At 27.5% G+C, this 14,055-nt stretch carries 11 protein-coding genes; 10 read left to right on the forward strand and 1 reads right to left on the reverse strand.

What is annotated here, in order from left to right; genetic code table 11:
• The first annotated feature begins 8 nt into the window (after window positions 1–8).
• The 6 genes from bcCo53_RS04090 (at window position 9) to bcCo53_RS04115 (ending at window position 7,928) form a co-directional block, all read left to right on the forward strand.
• Window positions 9–1,517, forward strand: coding sequence for a hypothetical protein (locus bcCo53_RS04090; protein WP_025408373.1), 1,509 nt, complete (start codon window positions 9–11; stop codon window positions 1,515–1,517).
• Entirely contained in the window at window positions 1,492–2,781 is a 1,290-nt protein-coding gene (locus tag bcCo53_RS04095) for an LptF/LptG family permease (RefSeq protein ID WP_028328134.1), read from the forward strand. The genes bcCo53_RS04090 and bcCo53_RS04095 overlap by 26 nt, the downstream gene beginning before the upstream one ends.
• Window positions 2,778–3,848, forward strand: coding sequence for an LptF/LptG family permease (locus tag bcCo53_RS04100; RefSeq protein WP_025408375.1), 1,071 nt, complete (start codon window positions 2,778–2,780; stop codon window positions 3,846–3,848). The genes bcCo53_RS04095 and bcCo53_RS04100 overlap by 4 nt, the downstream gene beginning before the upstream one ends.
• A gap of 18 nt (window positions 3,849–3,866) precedes the next feature.
• Window positions 3,867–4,994: a tRNA guanosine(34) transglycosylase Tgt gene (gene tgt, locus bcCo53_RS04105; RefSeq protein WP_025408376.1), complete on the forward strand. Its 1,128-nt coding sequence runs from the start codon at window positions 3,867–3,869 to the stop codon at window positions 4,992–4,994.
• Entirely contained in the window at window positions 4,987–6,510 is a 1,524-nt protein-coding gene (gene murJ, locus bcCo53_RS04110) for a murein biosynthesis integral membrane protein MurJ (protein WP_025408377.1), read from the forward strand. Before tgt ends, murJ begins: the two co-directional genes overlap by 8 nt.
• A 62-nt stretch (window positions 6,511–6,572) precedes the next feature.
• On the forward strand, window positions 6,573–7,928 hold the full coding sequence (locus tag bcCo53_RS04115) for a HEAT repeat domain-containing protein (protein WP_425387112.1): 1,356 nt from the start codon (window positions 6,573–6,575) through the stop codon (window positions 7,926–7,928).
• Here the strand turns inward: bcCo53_RS04115 and coaBC are convergent.
• A complete protein-coding gene (coaBC, locus tag bcCo53_RS04120; RefSeq protein ID WP_028328136.1) occupies window positions 7,922–9,097 on the reverse strand; it encodes a bifunctional phosphopantothenoylcysteine decarboxylase/phosphopantothenate--cysteine ligase CoaBC in 1,176 nt (391 codons plus the stop codon). The genes bcCo53_RS04115 and coaBC overlap by 7 nt on opposite strands.
• A 242-nt stretch (window positions 9,098–9,339) precedes the next feature.
• Between coaBC and panF the strand changes: the two genes are divergently transcribed.
• The 4 genes from panF to murC are packed head-to-tail and all read left to right on the forward strand — an operon-like array spanning window position 9,340 to window position 14,046.
• Window positions 9,340–10,761: a sodium/pantothenate symporter gene (gene panF, locus bcCo53_RS04130; RefSeq protein ID WP_028328137.1), complete on the forward strand. Its 1,422-nt coding sequence runs from the start codon at window positions 9,340–9,342 to the stop codon at window positions 10,759–10,761.
• Window positions 10,762–10,765: 4 nt separating this feature from the next.
• Window positions 10,766–11,728 (forward strand): RluA family pseudouridine synthase, encoded by a 963-nt coding sequence (locus bcCo53_RS04135; RefSeq protein ID WP_025408380.1) that lies wholly within the window; start codon window positions 10,766–10,768, stop codon window positions 11,726–11,728.
• On the forward strand, window positions 11,706–12,650 hold the full coding sequence (locus bcCo53_RS04140) for a hypothetical protein (protein ID WP_028328138.1): 945 nt from the start codon (window positions 11,706–11,708) through the stop codon (window positions 12,648–12,650). Before bcCo53_RS04135 ends, bcCo53_RS04140 begins: the two co-directional genes overlap by 23 nt.
• Window positions 12,640–14,046 carry a UDP-N-acetylmuramate--L-alanine ligase gene (gene murC, locus bcCo53_RS04145; protein ID WP_025408382.1) on the forward strand — a complete coding sequence of 469 codons (1,407 nt, stop codon included), beginning with the start codon at window positions 12,640–12,642 and terminating at the stop codon, window positions 14,044–14,046. The genes bcCo53_RS04140 and murC overlap by 11 nt, the downstream gene beginning before the upstream one ends.
• Window positions 14,047–14,055 lie beyond the last annotated feature (9 nt).

Raw genomic sequence — 14,055 nt, forward strand, 5'->3', positions numbered from 1 at the left:
AAATAGTTATGTGCTTTATAGATCATATAAATAGTATTTTAAAAAATAAGCTTATCTTTTTGAGCTTATTTTTGTCATGTCTTACTAGTGAAGATGCTAATTTATCTTTTTATGTTGCAGATAATATTCAAGAGCCAAATGTTGATGCATTGGATATTGATGAGTCAGGTCTTGGTACAAGAGGTCATTTGTTTGGTCTTAAAGATGATGAACCTTTTTTTTTAAGTGATGCTTTTTTAAAAGAAGATAATTTTTATTTTAAAAGTGCTAGAGAGAGTTATGCACAAAAGAATTTTGGCATGGCAATTTACTATTTGAATAAAATAGTAACTGATGAAAAAAATTATGGTAAAGAATTAATTGCTAAATCCAATTTATTTTTTGGTTATTTAAATTATGATATGGGAGTTTATGATCTTTCAGAATATCATTTTGATAATTTTTTAAAAGATTATCAATATTCTCATGCTAGTCTTAGAGTTGCTGAACTTAAGTATTTTGTTAAGGATAGAATGGGTGCAATCTCTGCATTAAGAGATATTGATAAAATTTCTATTAAGTCAGGCTATGATCAAGGAATTTATAATTTTCTGAATAATAAATTTAGAATAAATTATTTAAATTTAGAATCTTTAGGGTTTTTAGATAATAGTATTTTTGACATGTTTATTGTAGGAAGTAATGTTTTTGTTTCAAACATATTTGGTGGTCTTTTAAGATATGATATTAGAAATAATGAATATCAGGTTTATATTAAAGATAAAAAGAGTATTGTTTTAAATGGACTTAAAGGATTTGCAGAACATAAAGGAGTTGTATACGTTGGTGGGAATAATGCTCTTTATTATATTGATGATTTAGAAACTCCTATTAAGCAAGTGAAAATACCTTTAAATGTTAACTTAAATAGTATACAAGTTTTGCTGGGCGCTAAAGATGGAGTTTTTGTTGGTACTCTAAATTCTGGGTTATGGTTTTACTCCGATTTAGGTGAGTGGACTTATATCAAGCTTGGTTCTAATAGGATCTCATCATTGTATTTAGATGAGGATAAAGATTTATTATTGGTAGGAACAATGGATAAGTCTGTTTATACTATTGACTTATCCAATTTAAGTAACGTTAAACATTTAAATTGGGGAAAGGTAGATAGTGAAAAAAATATTAATTTTATAAAGAAGCATGAAGGTGATTATTACGTTGGAACTTATGGAGGAGGTCTTTTTAGGTTCAATTTAGATAGTCTTACATATGTAAAATATAATGTTAATAATGATTCTAGTATTGGATATTTTCTTGATATGGAGATTAGAGATGATAAATTATTATTTGCAACTTTTGAACATGGTTTATTAATTTACGATACAGTGAGTGATAATTGGGATTATTTAGGCCCTGGTGATGGACTTATTAGTTTGAATTTAGTAAAAGTTTTAAATTTTGATGATTATATTGTGCTTGGGACTTTAAATAATGGTTTGGTTTTTGTAAATGAGAGTATTAAAAGACAATTATGAATCTTACATAATTATTGAATTTGTTAAGTATTTTTTAATTACTTTTTTATTTTTTTTCTTTGTATTTTTCATAAACCAAATACTTTTTTTTATGAGAATACTCCTTCAAAACTATGTTCCGTTTTTAAAGGCTTTTATTTTTGTTGTATATTCACTTCCTATGATAATTGCTCTTTCGCCCCCATTTGCGGCTTTGCTATCAGTAATACTTACCATTTATAGATTCAAACTTAATAATGAAATATTGGCTTTTAGATCAATTGGAATTTCTATTTTTGATTTGTTAGTTCCATTTTTTAAATTGGGAGTAATTATTGCATTAATTTCTTTTATTGCAAATGATTTTTTGTTGCCCCTTGGTTCTATTGGTAGGTTAAAAATTTTTAATGAAATTAAGGAAGAAATACCTCATTTGATATTGAAACCTTATTCAAGCAAACAGTATGGAGATTTAATATTTGTATCAGGAGAAAAATCTGAGCGGGGGTATAGAAATGTTACTTTTTTCGATAATACTAAACTTAAAGGTCATGACAGGATATTGATGGCAAGGGAACTTAACATTCAAAAAGAAAACCATCAGGTATATTTTATTTTAAATGATGTTTTATCTATTGCCTTAACAGAGGACGAGAGTGGGTTTTATGACTATTTTTATGCTGATCGGATGAAATATTCAATTGATCAAGTTACGTTCAGTGATAGTTGGTTGTTAAGTTATGTAGCACCATCTCAAATGAGTATTAGAGATGTTATGAAACTTGTTGTGAAGCAAAGTAAGTTAGTTAAAGAGTTAAATATGAAAAATAATTTAGAAGAAGATCTTTTGTATTTGAATTTTTCAAATGCTTATTTGAATTACTTATATTCTGAGAATAATATTTTAGATGAAGAATATGTTCTTGAAAACATAAATTATATGTATAACTTAAGTTTAAATTATGCTCCTTATGAAGATCTGATTGTTAAGAGAAGTTATGCTCTTTTTTGTTTGGAATTTTATCAAAAAATTAGTTTGCCATTATCTGTTCTATTTTTTATCTTCTTAGCTTTTGGTATGGGTATGTATTCAAATAAAAAATATTCTATTGTTTTGGAGCTTGTACTTTCAATTCTTATTTGTGTTTTCTATTGGGTCATGTTCATTGGTGGAAAAGTTTATACTGTGCAATATTCTCCAAATCCTTTTCTTATTACTATTTTACCAAACATGATGTTAATTTTTGCAGGTTTAATACTTTTTGTGAGAGTGTTGAAAAAGTGAAAGTAGATAAACTTTTTGTAAATAATATATCGTTGACTTTTCTATTTATGAATTTTCTTTTTGTGATTTTAATTGTGCTTTTCGATTTATTTACAAATCTTTTTAATTATCTTGATCATAATCTTAGTATTAATGATATTGTTTATATCTATTATCTTTATTTGCCAAAGTGTTTTTCAGATGGTTTGGCTTTGTCTTTTCTTTTTGCTGTTTCTAATCTTATTGGCAATCTTTCTATGAGGAATGAAATAATAGGACTTTTTAGTTGTGGTATTTCTATTGCTAGAATATTAAGGTCAATAATTATGCTTAGTATTGTTATTTCTGTAATGCTCTTTTTTTTTGATAATTATTTGGTTATCGATACTGTTGCTAAAAGGGATGCTTTTCTTAAAAATAGTATTGGCAAGCAGCAAGGTGTAGGTGATAGAAATGTAATCATTAGAGATTTTGCAAGAGAAATTTACAATATTAAGCATTATGATATTGAGAATGATATCATTGCTAATTTGATGATTATTTTAAAAGATCAGAATGATAATTTTAAAAAGAGGTATGATATAAGTAAGGCTGAATGGATTGACTCTGGTTGGCGTCTTTATGGTGTAAGAGAATTTTCTAGAGTAGAACGAGATGTATTAGAGACATTTCATGAAGTTCTTGATGGTAGAGGGATTGTTAATTTAGAGCCTGAATATATTAAAATAGTTATGCTTTCATCGAAAACTTTGAATTTTTCAAGGCTTATTAGTTGGATTGGTGCTCTTAAGAGAGAAAATTTGGATTATTCTGAAGCTTTATTTGATTTTTTAAGCAGAATATTTTTTTCATTTAGATTGATACTTCTTAGTTTTACTGTGGGTTTTGTAAGTCTTGCTTTGAAAAAAAATATTTTTATATGGAGTTTGTTAAATAGCATTGCATTTGCCGTTGTATATGTTATGTCGATTATGGTTTTTAGTTTTTTAGCAGATCTTGACTATTTGCCTATAGCAGTTGCAAGTGCATTGCCCACGATTTTTTTTATTATTATTAATTTTATTGTTTATAATTTTGTATGTAAGTAATAGGTTATTAAAAGTTTTATGTTTAGTATTATTAAAGATGATAAAGATTCGAATGCAAGACTTGGTATTCTTGAACTTCCTCATGGGAAGGTGGAAACCCCGTGTTTTATGCCAGTTGGTACTTTGGGTGCAATGAAGGCTTTAAATCATGATGTACTTGAGAAGTTGGGATGTAATTTAATGCTTGCGAATACTTACCATCTTTATTTAAGACCTGGTATTGATGTTATAAAAAAGTATGGAGGTTTGCATAATTTTACAACTTGGAATAAAAATTTTTTGACAGATTCTGGGGGATTTCAAGTATTTTCTTTATCTAATTTTAGAAAGATTGAAACTGAGGGAGTAGATTTTAAATCGCATATTGATGGTTCTAGACACTATTTTACACCTGAGAGTGTATTCAAGCTGCAAGAAATTTTTGAGAGTGATATTATTATGGCTCTTGATATATGTAGTTCTTATGGGATTGATTACAGTGAAGCAAGTTTGTATACAAATATTACGACTTCTTGGGCTCGTAGGACATTACGTGCTTATGAAAATAGGAAAGAAGGATATGATGGTCTTTTATTTTTAATAACGCAAGGGAATTTTTTTAAGGATTTGAGAAAAAGAAGTACTGAAGCGATTTTAGAATTCAATAGTCCTGGTATTGCAATTGGCGGAATTTCTGTTGGAGAACCAAAAGATAAATACTTAGAAATTCTTGAATATAATTCTTCGTTAATACCTAAGTCTAAACCAAAATATGTAATGGGAATTGGTACACCTCACTATATATTGGATGCAATATATTATGGTATTGATATTTTTGATTGTGTTAATCCTATGAGAATTGCTAGGCATGGTTCGTTATTGACCGATAATGGAGTATTGCGTATTAAGAGAGCTGAATTTAATGTTGATACTTGTCCTGTTGAGAGAAATTGTTCTTGTACCTTATGTACAAGGTATACAAGGGGGTATTTAAGACATTTAATTAAATCAGGAGAGACTCTTGGAGTTATGTTGGCCAGTGAGCATAATATTCATTATATGTTTAGACTTATTCAAAAGTCTCGAGATGCAATTATGAATGATGATTTTATAAAATTTAGGAAGCTTTATTTGCGCAAATATGATGAAGGTAATTTTTATGAATAGAGATATTCTTTCAACAGTGATTGTTATGATTTCAATTTTTTTTTCACGTATAATGGGTTTTGTTAAGATAAAAGTATTTTCATATTATTTTGGTGCAAATCTTGAAGCAGATATTTTTAATTATGTTTTTAATATTCCGAATAATTTAAGAAAACTTATTTCAGAAGGTGCAATGACTTCAGCTTTTATGCCTGAATTTGCTCATGAGAGAAATAAATCTAATAATCATGCTATTGATTTTTTCAGACGAGTTATCACGTTTAATATTATAAGTATTAGTTTTATTGTCTGTATTATGATTTTTTTTTCTCGACAAATTATTTATTTTGTATCTTCTTATAGAGATAGTAATTTGGAATTAGCCAGTTATATATTTAATTACTTAATACTTTATGTGTTACTTATAAGTTTGGCATCAGTATTTGCAGCAGTTTTAAATTCTTATAAGTTTTTTTTTATTCCATCTTTTTCGTCTGTTATGCTCTCTTTTAGCATTATATTAAGTATATCTTTGTTTTACAGGCAATATGGCATATATAGTGCTGTTATTGGGGTTATTGTTGGTGGGATTTTGCAGTTTTTAGTTCAGATGATAAATTGTATCTATATTGGTATTACATATAAGCCAACATTGAATTTTAATGATCCTTCATTTTTGAGGTTTTTAAATAGATGGGCACATATAATTTTATCAGCTTTTTTGGCAATTGTTACTCAGCAGGTTTCATTTGGTTTAGCATCAACTTTGGATATTGGAAGCGTTTCTGTTTTAAGTAATGCAATTGTTTATTATCAGCTTCCTGTTGGACTTTTTTATGTCTCTATTTCTACAGTTATTTTTCCTAAGATGGTTGAATATGCTTCTTTAGGTAATACTAAAGAGTTAAATTTGATTTTAAATCGGGGAATTGATATTCTGATTTTTCTTTTAGTTCCAATATCGTTTTTAATGTATATTTGGGCTGATCCTATTTTAAATTTGTTGCTTACAGGGGGTAAATTTTCTGTATATGACACTCAAAGAACAGTTAAGGTACTTCAATATTTTTTAATTGGATTGCCATTCTCTTCAGTTTTTGGATTGTTTCAGAAATATTATTTTTCTGTACGTGATTCAAGAATTCCACTTTATTTTAATCTTTTTTTTGCTGTCATTGATATTGCGATCTCAGTTTTTGGTGTTTACTTTTATAAAGTAGTAGATATTTTGCCTCTTGCGCAATCAATTTCTTTCATTTTATGTGTTATTATTTTTTATTTCTTTGGACTTAAGAGTGGGATAAAACTTGAATTTATTAGCTCTTCAATAGCTCTTATAAAGGCATTTATTTCTATTATTCCTTTATATTTGTTTTATACTCTTTTTAAGAATTTTAAGTGGGATGTAGGATTTAGTTTTTATAATTTTTACTTATTAAGTGTTGCGGGTGCACTTAGTATTATTATTTTAATACTATGTTATTATTTACTTGGTGTTAGTAAGTTTTTTAAATTTATTAGTAAGGAAGTTGCGTGAAAACTTTAGAGATTATTCTTTTAGTTTGTATTGTCCTTGATGTTTTTGCTGTTAGAGAACAAATATCACCAATTAAATCTTTGGCATCTCAGGAACCTAGGAGTAGTGAAGGTATAAAGGAAAGTTATCTTGATAGGGATACTATTAAAAATCCTGATCTTAATAATATTAACTTGGATGTGAAGCGGGTAAAAGATATTATCTCTTATGGGATTGATACTCAAGTTATTGAAATTATTAATAGTCTTAAGAAATCAGGTGATAGTGAGTATAATGCTTTGCTTGAAAAGAGATTGCAGAAAACTTTTAATGTTGATCTTAAATTAGCAATTATTGATTTGTTTTTATCACTTAAATATTCGGGTAGTGTTGATAGTGCTAATTATATTCTTGATAATTATGAGATCAATCGATATCCTCATAGTTTGATTAATTTGGCAATTTTATATCTTAAGGAATTTGGTAATAAGGATGCCTTAAAAAAAACTCTTATTGATATTATTGAGAATAAAGAAGGGAATATTGTAGCTACTGCTGCTTATTATCTTGGTGAGCTTTCTTCTCCTGAATATTCAAAAAATATGATGGATGTTTATGATAAATATTCTAGTAATGATGGAGTTAAATCGGCAATATTAATTGCTATTGGAAAATCTAATGCTTTTGATTATGCGGATAGACTTTATGAAATTTCTGTTGATAGTTATGAAAATCCAGCAATTAAGGCTTCGGCAATTAAGGCATTATCATATCTTATGCCTTCAAAAATAGCAGCGAGTGCCGATTTATATCTTCAAACTAATAATAACAATCATAATATTAAGATTGCCATTGTGGAGGCACTCTCAAGGGATGTTTCTTTGAAATCAAAAGAGATTCTATATGATTTTTTAAGAGATTCTGATCCTAACATTAGGAAGAGTGCTGTTGAAGCTATTAAAGGTCATGGTGATACTGCTTCAAAAGAGGTATTAATTTATAAGACAAAAAGTGACCCTTCTTTAAAAGTCAGAGAAGCATCCGGTAAAGCTTTAGTAGATATGGGGATTGATTATGAAGATTTACAAACTATCATGCTTGATTCTAGTGTTGAGCATAACTTTAAACTTATTATGTTTAGTTATATTTTAGATAAAGATTTAAATTCGGCACATTTAATTGCTTTAAATCTTTTAGAAAAGGAAAATATTAATAAGCCTTCAAAGTTGCTTACAAATATTGCTATGTTGCTTGCAGTTAGGAAGGGTAATTTTGATAATTTTTATTCTAAGCTCATTGAGAGTACAAATATTGCTTTGATGAATCTTGCAATTAAGGGGGCTGTTTATAATAAATCCTCATTACTCTCAGATAGACTTAAAGAGATAAAGAGGACAACTCATTCAGGTTATTTAAAGAAACTTTTAACAAATTATTGATATAAAATTTTTAAAATTTCAGTTGCTGTTTCTTTTTTAGACATTTCAGGAAGTTCTTTAACACTATTTTTGTTTATTATATAAATTTTGTTTAAGTTTGAGCCAAAGTATTTTAGGTCATTTGCAATAATGTAGTCTAGATTTTTTGTCTCCAATTTTTTTTTAGCTTGTTCTATTAGGATCGCATTTTTTTGAGCACAAAATCCAATAACGACTTGGTTTTTATTTTTATTTTGGCCTATATGTTTCATTATGTCTGGATTTTTGATGAATTTAATAAGGAGGTTTTGTATATTATTTTTGTTGATTTTAGTCTTGTAAGTTTTGGCGGGCCTAAAGTCTGCAACAGCGGCAGTGCCAATTATTATATCGAATTTTTCGTATATGTTTATTGTTTCTTTATACATCTCTAATGCTGTTTTTATTTTAATAACGTTTATTCCATAAGGTATTTTTTCATTGCTGGGGCCTGTAATTATTGTTACGTCTGCTCCAAGGTTTTGTGCTTCAATGCCTAAATTGAAACCCATTTGTCCTGTTGATTTATTGGAGAAGTAACGAACTGGATCTAATGCTTCTTCAGTACGGGAAGCGGTTATTAGTATTTTTTTATTTTTTAAAGGTAATTTTGGCTCTAATGATTTTAATATTATGTTTAAAATATTGTTTTCATTTTTAAGACGTCCAATAGCATGTAAAGAACATGCTAAAAATCCTTCATCAGGTTCAATGAATTTATAATTATATTTTTTTAATTTTCTGATATTTTCTTTTAGGATAGGGTTTTGGTACATTATATTGTTCATTGCTATTGCAAAATAAGTTGGAACGGTACTTGCAGATATAACTGTAGTTAGAGTATCATCAGCAATGCCTGATGCAATTTTAGAAATGATATTGTATGTTGCTGGAATAATTAATATTAAATTTGCCCATCTTGCTAAATTTATGTGTTTTACTTCTTCATGGGTTGTATCCCACATGTTTGTGATCACTTTGTTCTTAGAGATAATCTCTAAGGTTAAGGGAGTAATAAATTTAGTTGCATTTTCTGTCATTATAACTTTTATATTGTATCCCATCTTTATTAAACTTGAGATGATATAGGCTGACTTATAGGCTGCAATTCCTCCGCATACCCCGATCAATATATTTTTGTGTTTTTTCATATTTATTTTATACAATTATATAATATTGTATAAAATATTTTAAAAGGATTTTTAATTGAGAAATAAGATTTTTTTTGCAAGTATAATGTATTTATTTCTTTTTATTTGGTGGCTTTTTTCAGTTTATTTATCTTATTTTTCTATTTTCATATTTAATATTCCTCTTTGGTTTTTTTCAGCGTGTATTTTTTTTCCTATTTTTAGTTTTTTATTGGTTTTTATTTTTGTAATCTTTTTTAAGAGTGACTAAAGGATTTTTTTTATTTTTTGTCTTTTTGATTTTGTATTGTGCTTTTGGAGTCTTTTCTAGAAGGAAAAAAGAAGGTACATTATTTTTACGTAATTATTTTCTTGCAAATAATGGTTTGAATTTTTTGGTGATGGCATTGGTTGTTGCTTCTAGCTATGTTAGTGCTAGTAGTTTTATTTCAGGTCCTTCGGCTGTTTATAGATATGGATTATCTTTTATATTTTTGGCAGTTATTCAAATTCCTACAAGTTTAATTTCATTTGTCATTATTGGTGAAAAATTGAACTTAGAAGCTAAAAAAATCAATGCAATCAATGTTATTGATTATATTGGATATAGATATCTGAGTCGTTCTTTAGTTTTAGTTAGTAGTGTTATATTAATTTTTTTCTCTTTATTTTTAATTTCAGCTCAACTTATGGGGGGTGCTAAGCTTTTAGAGGTTTTTTTTCAAATTGATTATACAGATGCTCTTATTTTTTTCTCTTTATTTATTTTTTTATATGTGTGTTTGGGGGGATTTAAGATGATAGCATATATGGATTTAGTACAAGGAATTTTGATGCTCATATCATCTATATTGTTATTTTTAAGATTAGTTGATTTGGGAGATGGAATTAGTAATCTTTTTAAAATGGCTCAGCTGAATCTTAAAGATGATTTATTTTTGCCATCAAACTTGGATTTGAAAATTGAATATATAATTTCTTTTTGGATATTAATAGGAATTGGAATATTGGGACTTCCACAATTTGTTAATAATTTTATAGCATTTAAAGATATAAAAGCTATTAGATTGTCTCTTCCCGTTGTTACTTTTGTAATAGGATTTTTAGTTGTTATTATGCATTTTATAGGGTTTTTATCTCTTGTTATTTTTCCTGAATTTGAACCAAATGATAAAGTTATTTTAAATGTAGCATTAAAGGTATTAAGTCCTAATATATTTATATTATTTTTTGTAGGACTTTTGTCAGCGATAATGTCTACAATAGATTCAAGTTTTCTTTTATTGTCTTCCATTTGGGTAAAGGCAATATTGTTATTAAATAAGAATATTGGTGTTAAGATTGGAATTAATAAAATTACTATTATTTCCAATGTTTTTTTTATGTTGCTGATAGTTTTTTTATCTTTAAAACCACCTGACTTTTTGCTTTTCTTAAATATTTTTGCAATTGGGGCTTTGGAAGTCTCATTTTTTTCTATTATTGTTTTTGGACTTTATTTTTCTTTTGTCAGCAAGATCTCAGCTTTTGTTTCTCAGGTTTTGGGACTTTTAAGTTATTTGATCATGATTTCTTATGGTGCATTGGGTAATTATTATTTTCATCCTGTTGTTCCTTCACTTTTTGTTGCTGTATGTTCATTTTTAATAGTTAATTTTGTTTGTAGAAAATGTAGTAAAATTTAGTCGTATGTTATTTTTGAATGCTAGTGATGATGGTAAATATATTGTTATTAATGTTTTGCAAAATGACGATGGTAAAAGACTTGATTCAGTGTTGATAAAGTTTTTAAAATTTCCTAAATCTAAAATAATCAGACATATTAGGAATGGAGATATCCTTTTAAATAATTTGAAAGTTTCTTTTTCTCATAGAATTTTTCAGGATGATAAAATTTATTTGTATAAACCTTTGTTGCAAGGTTTAAGTTTAAACAAGGTAACCGTTAAAAATGAGTCGGCTATATTAAGAGATGTGGAGAGAAGGATAGTATATGAGGATTCAGATTTGCTTGTAATTAATAAGCGCAAGGGAATTTTGGTTTATGGTGATCAATATTCCCTTGATACTTTGATTAATGCTTATCTTTTAGATGAACATCTTGGTTCTCTTAGTTTTAAACCCTCAGCTGTTCATAGGTTAGATAGAAATACTTCAGGACTTGTTATCTTTGCAAAAAATGTAAATTCTGCGAGGATTTTAAGTAAAGCATTTAGCATTGGTATTGTTACTAAAAAATATTTAGCTTTACTTGATGGTGTGATTAAAAAACCTTTAACTTATAAGAACTTTTTATATCGTGATAAAATTGGAAAAAAAACTTTTATTATTAACGATGTAGATAAATATAATGCTATAACTGATGTTAAACCAATTTTAGTTTCTAAATCTTCAACACTTGCAGAGGTGTCTATTAAGACAGGCTTTACACATCAGATAAGAGCTCAGTGTGCTTTTAATAAACATGCTTTGATTAATGATAGGAAATATGATTCTAAATTTAGAAAAACCAATTACTTTTTGCATTCTTTTTTGATAAAATTTAACCAGTCGTTATTTTTAAGAAATGAATTTTTTGTTGAACCTGGTTCAGATTTTTTAAAACAGATAAATAATATTTTTGGTGTATATGACTTTAAAGAATTTATTTAATAAGTGCACATTTAAAAATGTCTTAGGTACAGTTAAGAGTATTTCAGTTGCTATTAAGCATAAGCTTATAAAGATTAAGGTTTATGCTTTAGTGGGTGTTGCTGGCACTGGAAAAAGTTTTAGATCTCATTTAATAGCAGATAAATATTCTATTCCTTTGATCATTGATGATGGTGTTTTAATAAGAAATATGAAAATTATTGCGGGGAGTTCTGCTAAATTTGAGAATAATATGTTTGATGCAATAAGGCGTTCTATTTTTGAAGATGATGCTCATAGAAATGAAATTGTTGAAGCTCTGAGCAGAGAAAATTTCAATAAAATTTTAATTTTGGGAACAAGTATTCGCATGATAGATAAAATAACGTCTAGGCTTTTTTTGCCATGTGCTTCTAAAATTATTTATATAACAGATATTTCTACCAAAAGGGAAATAGAAAAAGCAAAAATTTCAAGACAAATGGGAGAACATGTTGTTCCAGCAGCAGCCTTTGAGATAACAGCTATTAAGCCTAATTTATTGTTAGATTCAATACGAGTTTTTTTTAAAAGTAAAGGATTTTTATCAAAAAAAAGAAACTATATTCGTTCTATTGTAAAACCCCATTTTCATGAAGAGGGAGGTATTTTGTCTATATCCAAGAATGCTGTAAGACAAATTATTGAACATTGTGTTTCTGAATATAATGCAAATTATATAGTCTATAATTTGAAGATTAAAAAAAATCAGGATAGTTATTCTTTTAAGCTCTTTTTAGATATCCCACTTGAGAATAATTTGCTTGATGACGCGGAAATGCTTAGAAATTATATTATCGACAACGTATTAAAATATACAGTCATCAATATATCTGTTATTGATATTATCATACATAAATTTTATGATCAAAAGGCTGAGCTGGAAAGGAAAGATGAATATTGATTTGGATAGTTTAAGCAATATCTTTTTAGTAGGCATTAAGGGTTCTGGACTTTGTTCACTTGCTTGTTTTTTTAATTCTAAGGGTTATTTTGTATCGGGGGTCGATGTTCCTTTAAAATTTCATACGGAATCTATGTTAGATAGCAATAATATAACTTATTATGAAAATATTTATGAATTTTCATTAAAGTCTCATAGTAGATCTTATGATATTTTAATATATTCACCAGCTTATGATAAGAATAATTTATCTGTTTTGTTGGAAGCTCGTGAACTTGGTATTCCTATTTTGTCTTATCCTGAGATTCTTGGAGAGATTTCTAAAAAGTATTATAGTATTGGAGTTGCAGGTTCCCATGGGAAAACTACCACAACAGCGTTTTTGGGGATTTTGTTTAGTAAGTTAGGATTGCAGCCTAATGTAATATTAGGTGCTGGTGTTAAGGATTTTGGCGATAAATCTAGCCTTGTAGGTCAAGGTGATGTATTTATTGCAGAGACTTGTGAGTATAGGAATCATTTTTTGCATTTTATGCCTGATATGATTGTTTTAACTAATATTGATTATGAGCATGTTGATTTTTTTAAAAATTATGAAGAGGTTGAGAATGTTTTCTTGAAGTATATTAATAATTTAAAAAGAAATGGGATATTAATAATCAATGCTGATGAAGTTAATTTTCTTAAAATTAAAAATAAAATTTTAAGAAAAGATATTAAAGTATTTAGTGTTGGATTTAATTCTCTGGCTGATTTTAAAATTGAACATTTTGAGATAGTAGAAGAGTTTTTAAAGTTTGATTTTTTGGGCAGTATTGATATTAGATTAAGGAGCCCTTTGCTGCATAATGTTTTAAATTTTGCATTATCAATTTTGGCTTTAAAGCTATTTTTAGAGAAATATAAAAAATTAGTTTGGAATTTTGATGAGAGAATAAAAAGGGTAGCTAGAGAGTATATGGGCATAAAAAGAAGGATGGAATTTATCATGGAAAAAGATGGGGTTATATATTTTGATGATTATGCCCATCATCCTAAGGAAATTGAAAGTACCCTCTTGGGATTAAAGAGTTTTTATAAGGGTAGGCGTATTATTTTAGATTTTATGCCGCATACATTTACGAGGACAAAAGTTCTTTTTGGGGATTTTGTTAAAGCTTTGAGCAATGTTGATGTGTTGATTTTACATGATATATATCTTTCAGTTAGAGAAAATTTTGATTCTAATATACTTTCTAGAGAACTGTTTTTAGCGCTTAAGGATTTAAATCAGAATGTTTATTTTTTTAAGGAAGTAGTTGATTCTATTGATTTTATAAAGGCTTTATTAAAAGGAAATGATTTATTTGTTACAATGGGAGCTGGTAATAATTTTATTTTACATGATTTTTTGTAAAGGTATTTT

The sequence above is a fragment of the Borrelia coriaceae genome (assembly GCF_023035295.1).
In the GTDB taxonomy this organism is placed as follows: Bacteria; Spirochaetota; Spirochaetia; order Borreliales; family Borreliaceae; genus Borrelia; species Borrelia coriaceae.